This is a genomic window from Phycicoccus ginsengisoli (assembly GCF_054779295.1).
In genome coordinates, this window is sequence record NZ_BAAGYN010000005.1 from 235,890 (window position 1) to 253,719 (window position 17,830).

Annotated in this window: 13 protein-coding genes; 7 read left to right on the forward strand and 6 right to left on the reverse strand. The window is 73.9% G+C overall.

The window, feature by feature from the left end; genetic code table 11:
• The first annotated feature begins 185 nt into the window (after positions 1 to 185).
• From ACYVDO_RS10470 to ACYVDO_RS10485, 4 genes are all read left to right on the forward strand, one after another.
• Complete coding sequence (locus ACYVDO_RS10470; RefSeq protein ID WP_460935498.1) at positions 186 to 944, forward strand: matrixin family metalloprotease; 759 nt, start codon at positions 186 to 188, stop codon at positions 942 to 944.
• 343 nt (positions 945 to 1,287) lie between these two features.
• Positions 1,288 to 1,821 carry a hypothetical protein gene (locus ACYVDO_RS10475; RefSeq protein WP_460935500.1) on the forward strand — a complete coding sequence of 178 codons (534 nt, stop codon included), beginning with the start codon at positions 1,288 to 1,290 and terminating at the stop codon, positions 1,819 to 1,821.
• A 114-nt stretch (positions 1,822 to 1,935) separates the two neighbouring features.
• A complete protein-coding gene (locus ACYVDO_RS10480) occupies positions 1,936 to 3,249 on the forward strand; it encodes an MFS transporter (RefSeq protein WP_460935502.1) in 1,314 nt (437 codons plus the stop codon).
• 9 nt (positions 3,250 to 3,258) lie between these two features.
• Positions 3,259 to 7,407 (forward strand): AAA domain-containing protein, encoded by a 4,149-nt coding sequence (locus ACYVDO_RS10485; protein WP_460935504.1) that lies wholly within the window; start codon positions 3,259 to 3,261, stop codon positions 7,405 to 7,407.
• Positions 7,408 to 7,520: 113 nt separating this feature from the next.
• Here the strand turns inward: ACYVDO_RS10485 and mscL are convergent, their stop codons facing one another.
• From mscL to ACYVDO_RS10510, 5 genes are all read right to left on the reverse strand, one after another.
• The gene (gene mscL, locus ACYVDO_RS10490) at positions 7,521 to 7,883 is read right to left on the reverse strand and encodes a large conductance mechanosensitive channel protein MscL (RefSeq protein ID WP_460935506.1); all 363 of its coding nucleotides are present in this window, start codon (positions 7,881 to 7,883) and stop codon (positions 7,521 to 7,523) included.
• A 154-nt stretch (positions 7,884 to 8,037) separates the two neighbouring features.
• Positions 8,038 to 8,727 carry an SAF domain-containing protein gene (locus tag ACYVDO_RS10495; protein WP_460935508.1) on the reverse strand — a complete coding sequence of 230 codons (690 nt, stop codon included), beginning with the start codon at positions 8,725 to 8,727 and terminating at the stop codon, positions 8,038 to 8,040.
• A 10-nt stretch (positions 8,728 to 8,737) separates the two neighbouring features.
• Entirely contained in the window at positions 8,738 to 9,586 is an 849-nt protein-coding gene (locus ACYVDO_RS10500; protein ID WP_460935510.1) for an S-methyl-5'-thioadenosine phosphorylase, read from the reverse strand.
• A gap of 118 nt (positions 9,587 to 9,704) precedes the next feature.
• Positions 9,705 to 10,031: an FmdB family zinc ribbon protein gene (locus ACYVDO_RS10505; RefSeq protein ID WP_460935512.1), complete on the reverse strand. Its 327-nt coding sequence runs from the start codon at positions 10,029 to 10,031 to the stop codon at positions 9,705 to 9,707.
• A gap of 88 nt (positions 10,032 to 10,119) precedes the next feature.
• Positions 10,120 to 11,733, reverse strand: coding sequence for a potassium/proton antiporter (locus ACYVDO_RS10510; RefSeq protein ID WP_460935514.1), 1,614 nt, complete (start codon positions 11,731 to 11,733; stop codon positions 10,120 to 10,122).
• A 47-nt stretch (positions 11,734 to 11,780) separates the two neighbouring features.
• Here ACYVDO_RS10510 and ACYVDO_RS10515 point away from each other — a divergent pair, with 47 nt between their 5' ends.
• Complete coding sequence (locus ACYVDO_RS10515) at positions 11,781 to 14,507, forward strand: penicillin acylase family protein (RefSeq protein ID WP_460935516.1); 2,727 nt, start codon at positions 11,781 to 11,783, stop codon at positions 14,505 to 14,507.
• Positions 14,508 to 14,592: 85 nt separating this feature from the next.
• Here ACYVDO_RS10515 and ACYVDO_RS10520 read toward each other — a convergent pair whose 3' ends face one another.
• Positions 14,593 to 15,138 carry a 5-formyltetrahydrofolate cyclo-ligase gene (locus ACYVDO_RS10520; protein WP_460935518.1) on the reverse strand — a complete coding sequence of 182 codons (546 nt, stop codon included), beginning with the start codon at positions 15,136 to 15,138 and terminating at the stop codon, positions 14,593 to 14,595.
• Positions 15,139 to 15,167: 29 nt separating this feature from the next.
• Here ACYVDO_RS10520 and ACYVDO_RS10525 point away from each other — a divergent pair, with 29 nt between their 5' ends.
• Both ACYVDO_RS10525 and glp read left to right on the forward strand, forming a co-directional pair.
• The gene (locus ACYVDO_RS10525) at positions 15,168 to 16,586 is read left to right on the forward strand and encodes a UTP--glucose-1-phosphate uridylyltransferase (RefSeq protein WP_460935520.1); all 1,419 of its coding nucleotides are present in this window, start codon (positions 15,168 to 15,170) and stop codon (positions 16,584 to 16,586) included.
• The gene (gene glp / locus ACYVDO_RS10530) at positions 16,583 to 17,803 is read left to right on the forward strand and encodes a molybdotransferase-like divisome protein Glp (RefSeq protein WP_460935522.1); all 1,221 of its coding nucleotides are present in this window, start codon (positions 16,583 to 16,585) and stop codon (positions 17,801 to 17,803) included. The genes ACYVDO_RS10525 and glp overlap by 4 nt, the downstream gene beginning before the upstream one ends.
• Positions 17,804 to 17,830 lie beyond the last annotated feature (27 nt).

Below are 17,830 nucleotides of genomic sequence, written 5' to 3' on the forward strand. Positions count from 1 at the left end.
CAGGAGGGGTCCGCGAGGCGGATGACCCCTCATCATCCGTTCGGTTGAAATGTCCACATCCGGGCTGGTCAGGGGGCCCACTCCACGCATACTGGACACCGCCTCGCGCGAGCCCCGGTCCCAGCCCCGCCGCGAGCACGCGCACCTCCCAGCCACGCCACACCTGCCCCCCGAAGGATCGCTCGATGCGCACCTCCCTCCGCGCACTCGCCGCTGCGCTCGCGCCGGTCGCGCTGGTGGCGGCGGCCACGGTCGCCGCCCCACAGGCCGCCAGCGGCGCGACCGCGACCTACAAGCTCGCGTACGCCAGCCTGCCCAACGGCAGCAAGCCGGTCCTGCGCTGGAACCCCTGCCAGAAGGCCGTCACCTGGAAGGTCAACCTCGCCTCCGTGCCGACCGCCTCGCGGGCCACCGTGCTGAGCGAGACGAAGTCGGCCGTCGCGCGGATCTCGCAGGCCACCCGGATCCCGTTCTCCTACAAGGGGACCACGAGCGAGATCCCGCAGCCGGGCTCGGCCGCCAGGCAGTCGGCCGAGATCGTCATCGCCTGGACGACCCCGAGCCGGACCCGCTACAGCCTCTGGGGCGCCACCGCGGGACAGGGTGGTTTCAGCTACGCCTGGGCTTCCCGGTGGGTCAACGGCCGGACGAGCTACACGTATGCCGCCCAGCGCGGCTTCGTCGTCCTCGACACCCCGCAGTCGTTCTCGCAGCTGCGCGGCGGCTACGGCGCCGGCCTGCGTCGCACCAACCTGCTCATGCACGAGCTCGGCCACGCCATGGGGCTGCAGCACGTGGGCGACACCCGCCAGCAGATGTACCCGACGCTGCGCAGCACGTCTCCGTACGCGTACGCCTCGGGCGACCTCGCCGGTCTGGCCAGGGTCGGCCGGGGTGCCGGCTGCCTGAGCACCGTCGGGCTGCCGTACCGCGACCTCAGCTAGTCGCCCCCTCGACCCGTTGCCCGTCCGCCGCCACCGGTGGGCGGGCAACGTGCGTCCCGGGTGCGGTTAGCACACGGGCCGGCGCGAGTCGACACTTTACGAGCGCTTTACCTTCCGAAGGGCTTGTCTTTACCTGAACGGTGGAGCTCGTCGTGGCCTGAGGGCCGATGTGCGGGCGCCCGCGCGGCGACGACGATGGTTCTCGGCTCCTCTCGGGGGAGGGGAGCCGGGTCCGCGCCCTGCGACAGTCCTCCAGCTGGGGCCGGGCCAGTGACCGGCCCGGTGGCGCCACCCCTGAGGCGCCACCGGGTCCTCTCCCCACCGGCCCGAAGGAAGTGCTGCCGTGACCGTCGCCCGCTCGACCCGCCGCGTGGTCCTCGGCGTCTCCTGCGCCGTCGTCCTCGGGGTGGGCGTCGTGCTGGCGACATCGCACCACGGGAGTGCGGCGCCGAGCCCTCACGCCGGGACCCTCCGCGTCGTCACGCCCGGTCACGGTGTCGAGGCGGCCACGCCGGTGCGGGACGCGCCCTGGGCCGCCGCCGACGGCGTCCGGGCGCTGGCACCGGGGGAGCTGCGCACGGTCGAGGTGACGGTGACGAACCCCGGCCCCACGGCATACCGGGTGCTCCAGCTGACGGCGACGCCCCGTGACGGCGGACCGGGCTGCCGCGCGGACCGCTCGCTCGTCGTCAGCTCCTACCGCTCCGACCGGACGGGCGCCCCGAGCTACGAGGTGCCGCGCCGGTCCACGATCCGCATCCCCGTGACGGTGATGCGACTGGCCCTCCCGGGCCAGGACAGCTGCCGGGACGCGACGTTCCCGCTGGCCCTCACGGGGGTCGTCAGTGCGGGAGGCGCGGTCACGAACGCCGGTTGACGGGGGTCCCGGGAGGGTGGAGGCCCTGGGCAGGGCGCAGGGCCTGTGCCCAGGGCCTCCGCTCGTGCCCGTCGCGCGGTCGGCGCTGTCCGGGGCGGGCGGCATACTGACGCGGTGTCCGAAGCCGTGCCCACCGCCACCGACCTCCACGCCGTCCAGCGGCGCACCGTTACCACCCTCGTGGGCACCCAGGTCCTCGTCGGGGTCGGGGTCTCGGCGGGTGCCGCCGTCGGCGCCCTGCTCGCCGAGCAGACGAGCGGGTCGGCCGACCTCGCCGGGCTCGGTGGCACCTTCCAGGTCCTCGGGGGTGCGCTCGTCGCGATCCCGATGGCTCACGTCATGGCGGCGCGTGGTCGTCGGTGGGGCATGCTCACCGGCTACGCGCTCGGCATCCTCGGCGCCGTGCTGATCATCGTCGCGGCGGCGGTGGGCAGCTTCACGCTGCTGCTGGTCGGGGCGACGCTCTTCGGCGGGGCCAACGCCGCCAACAGCCAGGCCCGCTACGTCGCCGCCGACCTCGCCGACGACAACCGGCGCGGGCGGGACCTCTCGATCGTGGTCTGGGCCACGACCATCGGCGCGGTGTTCGGGCCCAACCTCGCCGGGCCCGGGGAGCCGGTCGCGCGGCTGCTGCACATCCCCGCGCTCGCCGGCCCGTACGTCTTCTCCCTCGCCGGCCTCCTGCTCGGCGCCGTCGTGATCCTGCTGCGGCTGCGACCCGACCCGCTGCTCCTGGCCCGCCGGGTCGAGGCCGCCCACGCCGCCGAACCGCTCGAGCGCCAGCACGGCTCGGTCTGGCGTGGCCTGCGCACCCTCGGCGCCTACCCCGGGGCGCTGCTCGGCGTCATCACGATGGCGGTGGGCCACACCGTGATGGTGAGCGTCATGGTGATGACGCCCCTGCACATGCACCACGGCGGAGCCGACCTGCAGGTCATCGGCCTGGTCATCAGCGCCCACATCCTCGGCATGTTCGCGTTCTCCCCGCTCGTGGGCGTCGCCGTCGACCGCTGGGGCGGCCGCACCGCGGCACTCGCCGGTGCCGCCGTCCTCGTCGCCGCGGGCGTGCTCGCCGCGCAGGCGCCGACGGGCTGGTCGCCGGGGCTCGCCGTGGGGCTGTTCCTGCTCGGGCTCGGCTGGTCGTTCACGCTGGTCAGCGGCTCCACCCTGGTGGTGCGGGCGGTGCCGCTCAGCGAGCGCGCGGGTGCCCAGGGGGCCTCCGACCTCGCCATGGGGCTGGCCGCCGGCGGCGGGGGAGCGCTCGCCGGCGTCGTCGTCGGACAGCTCGGGTATGCCGTGCTCGGCACCCTCGCGGCGTGCCTCGCCGGGGTCGTCGGCGTGGCCGCCCTGCTCATCCGGCCCACGGAGCTGAACCGGGTCTCGCCCCCACCCGCGTTGCCCGGCGAAGTGGACAGCGAGGTTGGTTAGCCTGCACGGGTGAGCCACCCCACCGAGCAGCCGGACGCCGATCCCCGCGACGCCGACCCCCGCGGCGAGCGGGTCGCGGCCGCGGTCCGCACCTGGCAGCGGCACCTCGTCGACCTCGGTGGCCGCAACACCCTGCTCTGGTACCGCGACCTGCCCAGCGGCACCCTCGACCTCACCACGGCGCACCCCGGCGGGCTGGCGATGCTCCTCGCCGGCCGGCCCACCCGGCTCTCGGACCTGGTGCGCGAGCCCGTCGCCCTCGACGAGGCGCGCCGCCGGGCGCGGACGATCCGGGCCAAGACGCTCGAGCTCGCCGAGGAGCGGGGCATCGCCGCCGGGTTCATCTCCATCGGCATGGCGTCGTGGACGGTGCGGGGCGCGAGCCGGGCACCGGCTGCCCCGGTGCTCCTGCGCTCCTGCGTGCTCAAGCCGACCGGCGCGGCGCGGGAGGACTTCGACCTCGACCTCGGCCCCGACGTCGAGGTCAACCCGGTCCTGGAGCACTACCTGCGCTCCGAGCAGGGCCTGGAGCTGGACACGGGCGCCCTGGAGGACCTCGCGACGGCGGGCGAAGCGTTCGACCCCTACCCGGTCTACGAGGAGCTCGGCCGGCTCTGCGCCGGCGTGCCCGACTTCTCGATCAGCCCGCGCCTGGTCGTCGGGACCTTCTCCTACGCCAAGCTGCCCATGGTGGCCGACCTGGCGGCGCAGGGCAGCTCGCTCGTCGACCACGACGTGGTGGCGGCCCTCGCCGGCGACCCGGGCGCGCTGCGTACCGTCCGCGGCGCCGTCCCCGACGCTCCCGCCGACGCGGACCCGTCCCACGAGCTGCTCATCCTCGACGCCGACTCCACCCAGCAGGCGGCCATCGACGCGGTCCGCTCCGGCGCCCACCTCGTCATCAAGGGCCCGCCCGGCACCGGCAAGTCCCAGACCATCGCCAACCTCATCGCCTCGCTGGCCGGCGAGGGCAAGCGGGTGCTGTTCGTCGCCGAGAAGCGCGCCGCCATCGACGCCGTCCTCACCCGGCTCGACGGCGTGGGGCTGTCCGACCTGGTCCTCGACGCGTACGACGGCGCGGTCAACAAGCGGCGCCTCGCCCAGGAGCTGGGCGCCGCCCTCGACCGCTCGACCCAGATCCGCGAGCCCGACACCACCGAGCTCGAGCGCGCCCTCGTCGACCGGCGGGGCCGGCTCGTGGAGCACGCGACCGCCCTGCACGAGGTGCGCCAGCCGTGGGGGCTGTCGGTCTACCAGGCGCAGCAGGCCATCACCGAGCTCACCGACCGCGCCCACCCGCCGACGTCGCGGGTGCGCGTGCGCGGCGACCAGCTGGCCGGCCTGTCCCGGCAGCGGGTCGACGAGCTCGGGCGGCAGCTCACCGAGGCAGCCTCCCTCGGCGCGTGGTCGACCCAGGAGGGCGAGGACCCCTGGTTCGGGGCCCGGGTCCAGACGTCGCAGGACGCGGTGCGGGCCCGCGACATCACGAGCCGGCTCAGCGAGGGCGGCCTCGACGAGCTCGAGGCGACGATGCGCGAGGTGTTCGCGGAGGTGAGCCTGCCCCAGGCCCAGCGCGCGCGGGACTGGGGAGCGGTGCTCGAGTCGGTGGGCCGGGTCCGCGACACCCTCGAGGTCTTCCGGCCCGAGGTCTTCGACATCCCGTTGGGCGAGCTGGTCGCCGCCACCGGCTCGGCGCAGTACCGCCGCGACCACGGCGTCGACCTCGGCTGGTGGTCGCGCTGGCGGCTGCGGCGCCAGGCGCGTGGGCTGCTGCGCCCCGGCCCCCCGCCGGCCGACCTGCACGCCGCGCTCGCCGACGCCCAGGTGCAGCGCACCGCGTGGCAGCAGATGGCCGGCGCCGGCGGCCGACCGGAGATCCCGGTCGACCTCGACCGGGCGCGCACCGCGTACGCCGCGGTGGCGGACGACCTCGTCTGGCTCGGGGAGCGGCTGGCCACGACCGCGGACGGGGGCGACCTGCTCGACGTCGAGCTGCCCGCCCTGCGCACCCGGCTCGCCGCGCTCGCCGCGGCCCCCGAGCGCCTCGCCGTCGTGCCACAGGTGCTCGGAGCCCTCGACGCCCTGCGCGCCGCCGGCATGGGGCCCCTCGTCGACGACCTCGCCGCCCGGGGGGTCGAGGCCGACGACGTGGCCGCGGAGCTCGACTTCGTCTGGTGGACCTCGCTCTCGGAGGACCTCACGGTGCGCGACCCGCGGTACGGCGCCCACGACGGGGCGCAGCTCCAGCGGGTCGCCCGCGAGTACGTCGCGGCCGACCACGCCCACCTGCGCGCGAGCGTCGAGCGGGTCAGGGCAGGGGCGGGTCGCCGGCTGCGCGAGGTGCTGGCCGACCACCCCGAGCAGGAGTCGCTGGTCCGCGCCGAGGCTGGCAAGGCCCGTCGTCACCGCCCGTTGCGCGAGCTGCTGCCGCGCGCCGGCGAGACGCTGACCGCGGTGAAGCCCGCGTGGGCCATGTCGCCGCTCGTGGTCGCCTCGGTCCTGCCGCCCGGCCGCTGGTTCGACGTGGTGGTCTTCGACGAGGCGTCGCAGATCCCGCCCGCCCAGGCGGTCTCGGCGATCTCCCGGGCGCACCAGGTCGTCGTGGCCGGTGACGAGCGGCAGCTGCCGCCGACGTCCTTCTTCACCTCGGCCGTCGACGAGGAGGCGGCGCCGTCCCCCGAGACCGAGACGCTGACCGAGGGCTTCGAGTCGGTGCTCGACGTCCTCACCGCCGCGCTGCCGACCCGACGCCTGTCGTGGCACTACCGCTCCCTCGACGAGCGGCTCGTCGCCTTCGCGAACCGGGAGATGTACGACGGGTCGCTCGTCACCTTCCCCGGCACCGGCACCGAACCCGTCGTCCGGCTCGAGACGGTGGAGGGTGCCGGGGTGGTGCAGCCCGGCGAGGAGGCGATCGAGTCGACGCAGGCAGAGGTCGACCGGGTCGTCGAGCTGGTCCTCGAGCACGCCCGGACCCGGCCCTGGGAGTCGCTCGGCGTCATCGCCCTCGGCATCAAGCACGCCAACCGGATCGACGACGCCCTCCGTCGCGCGCTGGCGGGCGACCAGGCCGGGGGGGTCGGCGACTTCTTCGACGAGGACCGCCCCGAGCGGTTCTTCGTCAAGAACCTCGAGCGGGTCCAGGGCGACGAGCGCGACGCGATCATCCTCGCCGTCGGCTACGGCAAGACTCCGCACGGCCGCGTCCTCCACCGGTTCGGGCCGCTCAACCTCGAGGGCGGCGAGCGCCGCCTCAACGTCGCCATCACCCGCTCACGCCGCCGGATGACCGTGGTCTCCTCGCTGGTCGCCGGCGACCTGGACCCGGCCCGGCTCAAGGCCAGGGGTGCAGTGATGCTGCGGGACTTCCTCGCGTACGCCGCCGACGGCACCCTCCCCGCGACCTCGCAGGACGGGTCCCCTGCGGGGGCGGGCGCCCCTGCGCCGGCTGTGGGGACGCAGGGGGAGCCCGGGGTGCACCCCGACGCCCTCGTCGCCGACTTCGCCAGGCGGCTGCGGGCCACGGGCCTGGTCGTGCACGAGGGCTACGGCGTGACCGGTGACCCGATCGACCTCGCCATCGAGGACCCGGACCGCCCGGGCAGCGTGCTCGTCGCCGTCGAGACCGACGGTCCCGGGTATGCCGCGATCCACAGCTCCCGTGACCGCGACCGGCTGCGGGGCGAGCAGCTCGGACGGCTCGGGTGGATGCACGTGCGCGTGTGGTCGACCGACCTGTTCCGCGACCCCGCGCGCGACGTCGCTCGGGTCAACGCGGCCGTGCAGCAGGCGGCTGCGGCTCGGGCAGAGGCCGAGGCGCAGGAGGCGGGCCGGGCGGCCGGCAGCGCTGATGGTTCCGAGCCGGGCGGGTCGACGTCCGCGGAGGTGCAGGAGAACGTCGCCGAGGGGGAGCAGACGACAGCCGTGGAGTCCGCGGAGGAGGCCCCGGCTGAGGAGCGGTCGGCGCCGGAGCCGGAGGCCGACTTCGTCCCCACGCCGGACGAGGGTGCGCGCAGCCGCCGGGTCCGCGGTCGCAAGCGGAGGGCGCCCGAGCAGACCAAGGACGACACCGACGCCGGCTGGGGCGAGTACTCCGACCGATCGGCCCACGACCGCTGGCTGCAGGAGCAGCGGCCCCCGCACTGGGGCAGCGACTGAGCCGCCGACCCGCCGATGTCGGTGATGCCACGACGACGGCGCCGGACCCCTTGGGGGCCCGGCGCCGTCGTGGCGTCCGGTCGTGCGCGGAGCCGCGTCTCAGCGGCCGCCGGTTAGATGCGGCGGGTGAGTGCGTCGCGGATCTCGCGGAGCAGGACGACCTCCTCGTCGGGAGCCGCGTCCTCCTCGGCCTTGGCGTAGCGCGCCTTGACGGCCTCGTACGGCTTCACGACGAAGAAGTAGACGACGGCCGCCATGATCAGGAACGCGACCAGCGCCGTGAGGAAGGGGCCTACTGACACCAGGCCGCCGGGCTGCCACTTGTCGAAGTTGGGGGCGCCCCCGGCCTTGGCCAGGAGCTCGATGACGACCTTGGTGAAGGCCGTGACCACGGCCGCGAAGGCCGCGCCGATGATGAAGGCGACGGCAAGCTCGATGAGGTTGCCCCGCATGATGAAGTCCTTGAAACCCTTCATGGGCTCCCGACCTTTCGCTGTCGAGTGAAAGCGCTGATGAGCGCACGCTACTGACTCGGGGCCGGAATCTCGCGCCAGGAGCGCGGCGCTCGCGCGCGGCGCGGGAGGGCGACCCCGCGCGTGGCGCGCTGACGGCGACCTCGCGGCCGCCTTGTCAGCTGTTGCGCAGCACCAGCTGGAGGGCTGCCCGCCCGGAGGCGTCGAGCGGTGCGGCACTGATCGCCCGGGCCGTGGCCTCGTCGACGGCGACCACCAGGCCCGGCCCGTCGAGGGCGTACCCGCCCGAGGACCCCTGCCCCTGGATGACCGACCCGAAGTCCGTGCGCACCGGTCGCTCCACCCGGAGCACGAGCACGTCCCGGGCGACGAGGCGGTCCGCGGCGAGGAGGTCGATCCGCTCGCCGGCCGTCACCATCGAGACAGCACCGTCGTCGGCGACCGCGACGTGGATCGCGACCTCGTCGGAGGGCCTGCCCGCGAGGAGGGAGCGGGTGTCGAACCGGGAGCGCGTCACCGTCTCGCCCGGACCGATGGGGGAGGCGAGCGCACGCCCGACGACCTGGGCGAGGTCGTGGGCTGCGCCGTCGGGGACGAGCCGGGTCGGCCATGCCACGAGCCGGACCGACGCGGCCGTCACGACCTCGCCCACCCCCAGGGGGCGGACCGCGACGACGACCGGGACGACCGGCTCACCGCTGCCTCGCGCCACGGAGAGAACGCCCAGCAGTGCGGCGACCGCGCAGGCGGCCGCCAGCGAGCGGCGCACCACCCGCCGACGCCACTCGCGCCGCCGTCCCGGACCGCGCACCCAGGCGGTCAGCGAGGCCAGTGGCGGCGTCGGCACGGGGGTCGCCTCAGCCCGGCAGCGCGAACGGCAGCTCGATGCCGTCGAGCGTGCGCCGGCACGAGCAGGTCGCCTCGGCGTCGCTCTCGGCCTCGGGAAGCGCGGCGAGAGCTGACCGCAGCACGGTCTTGAGCCCCTCGACGTTCTTGGCGAACACGGCCAGCACCTCCTCGTGGGTGACGGCGTCGTCGCCGTCGACGCCCGCGTCGAGGTCGGTGACGAGGGCCACCGTGGTGAAGCACATCGCCAGCTCGCGGGCGATGGCCGCCTCCGGCATCGCGGTCATCCCCACGATCGACCACCCGGCGGCCTGGTGCCAGGCGGACTCGGCCCGGGACGAGAACCGGGGCCCGTTGACGACCACCAGCGTGCCCTCGCCGACGACCGGCAGGCCGGCGGCGGACGCGGACGCGACGGCGGCCGCCCGGCCGCGGGGGCAGTAGGGGTCGGCGAACCCGACGTGGACGACGGGCCCCTCCTCGGCATACACGGTGTGCTCGCGGCCCCACGTGCGGTCGACGACCTGGTCGGGGACGACGACGGTGCCCGGCCCGTTCTCGACCTTGAGGGACCCGACCGCGCACGGGGCGAGCACCTGGCGCACCCCCACCGAGCGCAGGGCCCAGAGGTTGGCCCGGTAGTTGACCCGGTGCGGCGCGAAGCGGTGGCCCTGGCCGTGCCGAGCGAGGAACGCGACCCGGCGCCCGTCGACCTCGCCGATGACGACGTCGTCGCTCGGGTCGCCGAACGGCGTGCTCACGTGCACACGCTCGGCCCGGTCGAAGAACTCGTAGAACCCGGAGCCGCCGATGAGCCCGAGGTCGGCCGGGCCGACGTCCGGCACGGGGGAGGAAGTCATGGCCGCCAGCCTACGCACGGGCCGGACCCGCGCCGCACCCGCGCGGACGCGCTGTGGAGGGGGAGCGGCGACGCCCGCCCCTGTGGACAGGGACGGGCGTCTCAGGCGTGCTGGTGGCTCAGGCCGCCGAGCCGTCGGCGGCCGCGGTGCTCTTCGCGGCGGCGGCCTTGCCGGAGCCCGAGGACTCCGACGTCGAGCCCGAGGACCCGGAGGACCCCGACGACGCCGAGTCGGACGACCCGGACGCGGGCACGGACGAGGACGAGCCGCTGCGGGAGTCGGTGCGGTAGAAGCCACCGCCCTTGAAGACGACCCCGACGGCGTTGAAGACCTTGCGCAGCTTCCCGTCGCACTCCGGGCAGACGGTCAGCGAGTCGTCGCTGAAGGACTGCACGATGTCGAAGCGGTGGTCGCACTCGGTGCAGGCGTAGGCGTACGTCGGCACGGTTCCTCCTGGACGGTCACAGGCCGCGCGCCCCCGCGCGGTCTGGCACTCGATACGTTCGAGTGCCAACTATAAGGCCAGTGAGGCCCTACTTCTTCCCACTGATCCGCCGGGCGGCCAGCGCACCCGCCAACCGGCGGCCCCGTTCCTGCACCCTGGAGGACGCGGGGGGCGGCTCGGGGTGGCGCCAGCCGGCCAGTCGGCCGTCCCGGCTGACCGCTCGCAGCCGCTTCTCGGCCCGCGACCGGCTCGCGGCGGTGGCGACCACGAGCAGCTGGTCCCCGGTGCGGATCACGGTGTTGCCGGCGGGCACGAATGCCTCGCCGCCGCGCACGACGAGGGTGACGTTCGCGCCCTCGGGCAGGCGCAGCTCGAACACGTCGACACCGTGCAGCCTGGACTCGGGGCCGACGGTCACCTGGATCACGTCGGCGCCCAGCTCCTCCAGCGGCGTCGCCTCGACGGCGAGGTCGAGGGTGCCGTACTCCGCCACGACCCCGAGCCGGCGCGCCACCCACGGCAGCGTCGGCCCCTGGACCAGCGTGAAGACGACGACGAGGACGAAGACCAGCTCGAAGATCCAGTCGACGCCCTTGGCCCCCATCGTCCCCGGGACGGTGGCGAGGACGACCGGCACGGCACCGCGCAGCCCGGCCCACGACAGGAAGACCTGGTCGCGCCAGCCCAGCCGGAACGGCGCCACCGAGACCAGCACGGACAGGGGGCGGGCGACGAGCAGCAGCACCAGCCCGATCACGATCGCCGGCAGGACCTGGTCGCCCATGTGCCCGGGGGCGGCGAGGAGGCCGAGCAGCACGAACAGCCCGATCTGCGCCAGCCAGCCCAGGGCGGTCGACAACCCCTGCACCGCCGGACGGTGCGGCAGCCGCAGGTTGCCCAGCAGCAGGGCCGCGAGGTAGCACGCGATGAACCCGCTCGTGTGCACGATGGCCGCCGCGGCATACGCGAGCACGGTGATGGCCACCACCCCGATGCTGAACAGGCCGGAGGAGCCGGACGCGGCGCGACGCATGAACTGCGCGCCCAGCCATCCGATCGCCAGCCCGATGGCGGCGCCGACGGCCAGCTCGAGGACGGCCACGCCGAGCAGGTGCCACCACGGGTCGGAGTCGGCCGGGTTGGCGCTGCGGGCGGCCAGCGCGGTGACGAGGATGACGACGGGGGCGTCGTTGAAGCCCGACTCCGCCTCGAGCATCCCGGTGATCCGGCGGGGCAACGGCACCCGGCGCAGCACCGAGAACACGGCCGCGGCGTCGGTCGAGGACAGGATCGCGCCGATGAGCAGCGCGGTGTTCCAGTCCAGGTGCAGGACGAACCGGACGGCCAGCGCCACCACGACCACGGAGACGAGGACCCCGACGGTCGACAGCAGCGCGGCCGGGGCGACGGACCGGCGGATCCCCTCCCACCGGGTGGAGAGGCCGCCCTCGCTGAGGATGAGGATGAGCGCGGAGTACCCGAGGACCTGGGTGAGCTCGCCGGAGTCGAACCGGATGCCGAACCCGGCCTCGCCGATCACGAGCCCGATGCCGAGGTAGAGCAGCAGCGAGGGCAGGCCCGACTTGGTCGACAGGCGCACCGCCGCCACCGACACGAGCAGGACGACCGAGCCCACCAGGAGGGCCGGGGTGAGGTCGTGCAGCGTGAACGCCGCACCGACGCTGGGCAACCCGAACGGCACGGCCAGCCCCTCCCTTCCCCTCGTCGCGGTGCGGATAGTCTCGCAGGGTGTCCCGGGTGAAACTCCTGCGCCGTGTCGCCGTCGCGCTCGCAGCCCTGCTCGTCGTCGTCATCGGCATCGTCGCGGTCCTGGCCGTCACCTGGGTGCGCCGTCCCTTTCCCGTCACCGAGGGCCAGATCCAGGTCCCGGGGCTCAGCGGCAAGGTGACGGTGCTGCGCGGCGAGCACGGGATCCCGCAGATCTACGCCGACTCCGCCGAGGACCTGTTCAAGGCGGAGGGCTTCGTCCACGCCCAGGACCGCTTCTTCGAGATGGACCTGCGCCGGCACATCACCGCCGGCCGGCTCGCCGAGCTCGTGGGGGAGGGCGGGGTCGAGACCGACCGCGTCGTGCGCACCCTGGGCTGGCGGCGCATCGCGGAGGCGGAGCTGCCCACCCTCAAGCCCGAGACCCGGCGCTACCTGCAGGCCTACGCCGACGGCGTCAACGCCTACATCCACCGGACCGGCTCGCCGTCGAAGATGTCGCTGGAGTACGTCGTCCTGGGGCAGAAGGTGCCCGACTACCGCGTCGAGGACTGGTCGCCCGCCGACTCCCTCGCCTGGCTCAAGGCGATGGCGTGGGACCTGCGTGGGGACTACTCGGCCGAGCTGATGCGGGCCCGGCTCGCCGGCTCCATGTCGATGAACCAGATCGACGAGCTCTGGCCGGCCTACCCCTACGACACCAACAAGCCGATCCTCTCCGCCCAGGACTGGTCACCGGGCGCGTCCACCCCGGCGACCTCCTCCAGCGCCGGTTCCGCCGTCCCCAACCTGCCCGCGAAGGCCGCCGCTCTCGCCGCGCCCGCGAACGCCGCGGTGCCCGCGAAGGGTGCCGCCCCAGCGGCCGCGCCGGCCGGGTCCGCGCTCCCCTCGCCGGGCAACAAGCAGGTGCAGGAGGCGTATGCCGCGGTGTCCCGCGCGCTCGCCGCGGTGCCGCAGACGGTGGGCCGGGGCGACGGCATCGGCTCCAACTCCTGGGTCGTGGCGGGCAGCCGCACCACCACCGGCAAGCCGCTGCTGGCCAACGATCCGCACCTGGGGGTCAGCGTGCCGGGCATCTGGTACCAGGTAGGGCTGCACTGCCGGTCGGTCAGCGCCAGCTGCCCGTTCGACGTGGCCGGCTACTCCTTCTCCGGCCTGCCCGGCGTGGTCATCGGCCACAACCAGTCGATCGCCTGGGGCTTCACCAACCTCGGCCCCGACGTCAGCGACTTCTTCCTCGAGCAGGTCAACGGCCGCACCTACCTGCGCGACGGCAAGCAGGTGCCCCTCACGATGCGCACCGAGACGATCAAGATCGGCGGCGGCGGTGAGCAGACCATCACGGTGCGCTCGACCGTGCACGGCCCGATCCTGTCCGACGCCGTCGACCCGGTCGCCGAGGCGGGCGACTCGCCGCCGGTCAACGGGCGGCAGAGCCCGGGGTCGTACGAGGTGGCCCTGGACTGGACCGGGCTGCAGGTGGGCCAGACCGCGGACGCGATCTTCGGCCTCAACACGGCCCAGGACTTCCAGCAGTTCCGCGCCGCCGCCAAGGAGTTCGCGGTGCCCGCGCAGAACCTCGTCTACGCCGACACCAAGGGCAACATCGGCTACCAGGCGCCGGGGGCCATCCCGATCCGCAGCCGCTACATGGAGGCCGCACCCGGGTACTGGATCCGCCCCGGCTGGGTCTCCTCCTGGGACTGGAAGGGCTACGTGCCCTTCGACGAGATGCCGTGGACGTACAACCCGAGTGAGGGCTACCTCGTCACGGCCAACCAGGCTGTGACGGCCAGCGGCACGCCCTTCCTCACCACCGAGTGGGACTACGGCTACCGCGCCCAGCGCATCCGCGACCTGCTGAGCAAGGACACCAAGGTCAGCCCGGCCGACATGGCGCGGATCCAGACGGACACCCGCAACCAGTTCGCCCCGACCCTGGTCAAGGCGCTGCTCGGCGTGGACCTGCGCAACGACGACTTCACCAAGCAGGCGCAGGACCTGCTGCGCGGGTGGAACTTCAGCCAGCCCGCAGACGACAGCGAGTCGGCCGCTGCCGCCGCCTACTACAACGCAGTCTGGTCCAAGCTGCTCGACCTGACCTTCAACGACGAGCTGCCCCGTGACCTGCAGGCCGACGGCGGCGACCAGTGGATGGCCGCCATGGGCGCGATGCTGACGCAGAAGGGCAACTCGGCCTGGTGGGACGACAAGCGCACCGCCGGTGTCACCGAGGGCAGGTCCGAGATCCTGCGGCGCGCCCTGGTCGAGGCCCGGCTCGACCTCACCAAGCAGCTCGGCAAGGACCCGTCGGACTGGAAGTGGGGCCGGCTGCACCAGCTGACGCTGCGCCACCAGGTCCTCGGCGGCGACGACGTGCCGGGCATCGTGCGCTCGATCTTCAACCTCTCCCCCCGGCAGATGCCGGGCGGCTCGGCCATCGTCGACGCCAACGGCTGGAACGCCGCCTGCACCACCTCGCAGCCGCCGGACACCTGCGTCGAGAACCAGGGGTACGACGTCGACTGGGCGCCCTCGATGCGGATGGTGGTCGACCTGTCCGACCTGGACAAGTCACGGTGGGTCAACCAGACCGGCAACAGCGGCCACGCCTGGAACCCGCACTACGACGACCAGACGAACGCCTGGGTCAAGGGCGAGCTGTTCGACTGGCCGTTCAGCCGCAAGGCCGTCACCGCAGCCGGTGGCGACGAGCTCACGCTCGTGCCGGCACCCTCCTCGAACTGACCCACGGCGAGCTGGCCCAGGGCAAACGGACCCACGGCAAACGGACCCATGGCGAGCTGACCCACGGCGGGCACCGGCCCGGTCCTCAGCCGGACAGCGGCACGAACCCCTGCTCGGCCGTGATCGCCGCCTCGATCCGGTGGTCGTGCGGCTCGGCCGGCAGCGCCTCGTCGAGCACCTCCCAGGGGTGGACCACGGCGACGGTCCGCGCGGTGGTCCGGGCCAGGGCCCGGTCGTAGCAGCCCTTGCCGCGCCCCAGCCGGGTGCCGTGCCGGTCGACAGCCTGGGCGGGCACGAAGACGACCCGCGCGGTCGCGATCGCGTCGCGACCGAGCAGCTGGACGTCACCGGCCTCGTGCCAGTCGAGGTCCCAGTCCGGCAGGGTCACGGGCACCATGACCCTGATGCCGCGGGCCGCCAGCGCGGCCACGAGCGACTCGGTGGGCGGCTCGCTGGGCATCGACTCGTAGGCCGCCACCCAGTCACCCCGGCCCAGCCCCTCGGCATACGCCACCTCGAGGGCAGCGAGCTCGAGGGACTCGGCGTCCTTCGCCCGGTCCCGCCCGGGCACACGTTCGCGCCGCAGGGCCGCCAGGCGGCGGCGTTCGGCGTCCTTCGTCGCACCAGCCATGCCCTGATCGTCGCACTAGGGTGGCTGGCATGAGCCAATCTGGTCTGGCAGCGGCCGTGGAGCGGCTGGAGCAGCGCGGGGTCGACGCCCGCGCCATCCGGGTCTTCGCCCACTACTACGAGGAGCTCGAGCAGGGTACGACCGGCCTGATCGCGGAGGCGGACATCGAGCCGCTGAGCGAGGTGACCTCGCTCGAGCAGCTCGAGGCGACCCGCGACGAGCGCCGGGACGCCCTGTCGCGCACCGCCGTCGTCAAGCTCAACGGCGGGCTCGGCACCAGCATGGGGCTGTCCGGGCCGAAGTCGCTCCTGGAGGTCCGCGACGGCCGCACCTTCCTCGACGTCATCGCCCGGCAGGTGCTGGCGCTGCGCGAGGAGTACGGCGTCGACGTGCCGCTGCTGCTCATGAACTCCTTCCGGACCCGCGACTCCTCGCTGGCGGCGCTCGCGGCCTACCCGGAGCTCGAGGTCGACGGGCTGCCGCTGGACTTCCTCCAGAACGCCGAGCCCAAGCTGCGGGCCGACGACCTGACGCCCGTCGAGTGGCCGGACGACCCTGAGCTCGAGTGGTGCCCGCCGGGGCACGGCGACGTGTACGTGGCCATGCTCGCGAGCGGGGTGCTGCAGGCGGTGCGGGAGAGGGGCTTCCGCTACGTGTTCCTGTCCAACTCCGACAACCTCGGTGCGACCTGCGACCCGACCGTGCCGGTGTGGATGGCCCGCGAGGGGATCCCGTACGTCGCCGAGGTCTGCGACCGCACGCCCAACGACCGCAAGGGCGGGCACCTGGCGATCCGCCGGTCCGACGGCCGGCTCGTGCTGCGGGAGCGGTCGATGGTCTCCGAGGAGGACGACCACTGGTTCCAGGACACCGAGCGCCACCCGCTGTTCCACGCGAACAACCTCTGGGTCGACCTCGACGCGCTCGAGGCGAAGCTCACCGAGTCCGACGGGGTGCTCGGCCTGCCGATCCTCGTCAACCGCAAGACCGTCGACCCGAGTCGCAAGGACTCGACCCCCGTCATCCAGATCGAGTCCGCGATGGGGACGGCGGTCGAGGTGTTCGGCGGGTCACGGGCGCTGCGGATCCCGCGCAGCCGCTTCCGCCCCGTCAAGACGACGAACGAGCTGCTGCTCCTGCGCTCTGACCTCTTCGGGTTCGACGAGCACTCGCGGGTCGTGGCGCAGACCGACCGGCGCGACCCCCGTGTCGACCTCGACGACCACTACACGCTCATCGGCGACTTCGACGAGCGCTTCCCGGCCGGCGCCCCGTCGCTGCGCGAGTGCACCTCGCTCGTCGTGCACGGGGACGTGACGTTCGGGTCCGGCGTGCGGTGCGTCGGGGACGTGGTCGTCGAGGCTGACGAGCCCACCACGCTGGCCGACGACACGGTGCTCGAGGGCGCAGACGCGCTCGCGGGGGCCGGGGGCGAGGGCCGCCGGTGATCTCGGTCGAGGAGCACCTGTCGCGGATCATGGGCACGGTCACGGTCATCCGGCCGTTCGAGCTCGGCGTGCTCGACGCGCAGGGCACCGTCCTCGCCGAGGACGTGGCCGCGCGCGGCTCGCTGCCCGGCTTCACCAACTCCGCGATGGACGGGTATGCCGTGCACGCCGCCGACGTGGCGTCCGCCACCGCCGAGGACCCGGTCGTGCTGCCGGTCGTCAACGACATCGCTGCGGGCAACACCCACGCCCTGTCGCTCGCCAAGGGCCAGACGATGCGGATCATGACCGGCGCGCCGATGCCGCGCGGCGCCGACGCCGTCGTCCCGGTCGAGGCGACCGACGGAGGCGTCGTCCGCGTTCAGGTGCGCCAGCGCTCGGTGGTCGGTCAGCACGTCCGCGAGGCCGGCGAGGACGTCGAGCAGGGTGACGTCGTCCTGCGGCGCGGGACGCTCCTCGGGCCGGGCCAGATCGCCCTCCTCGCGGCGGCCGGCATCGCGCGCCTGAAGGTGGTGCCGCGACCGCGGGTCGTCGTGCTCTCGACCGGCGACGAGCTCGTGCAGGTGGGGTCGACACCCGGCTTCGGCCAGGTGGTCGACTCCAACTCGGTGATGATCTCGGCGGCGGTCACGGCCGTGGGGGCGACGCCCTTCCGCGTCGGGGGAGTGAAGGACGACGCCCGCGAGCTCATGCAGACCCTCGAGGGCCAGCTCGTGCGCGCCGACGCCATCATCACGACCGGCGGCGTCTCGATGGGCGCGTTCGACACGGTCAAGGAGGTGCTCTCGCGGGTCGGCACCATGCAGTTCGACAAGGTGGCGATGCGTCCCGGCATGCCGCAGGGGTTCGGGCTGCTCGGGGACGAGCAGGTGCCGGTCTTCACGCTGCCCGGCAACCCGGTGAGCGCCCTGGTGTCGTTCCACGTCTTCGTGGCACCGGCGCTGCGCGCGATGGCCGGACGGCCCGAGCCGTCCTACCCGCCGGGCTACGTCCCCGCCGTCGCGGCGGAGCCGTTCACCTCGGTGCCGGGGAAGATGGAGTTCCTGCGGGTCGTCCTCGATGGCGACTCGGCCCGGCTTGCCGGTGGGCAGGGGTCGCACATGCTGGGGGCGCTGGCGGCGGCCGACGCCCTGGCCGTCATTCCCGAGGACGTCACCCACGTGCAGGCCGGGGGCGCGCTCGAGTGCCTGCCCCTCCTCGGCCGGGAGGGCTTGTGACGCCGGGGAAGGGCAGGTCGCAGACCG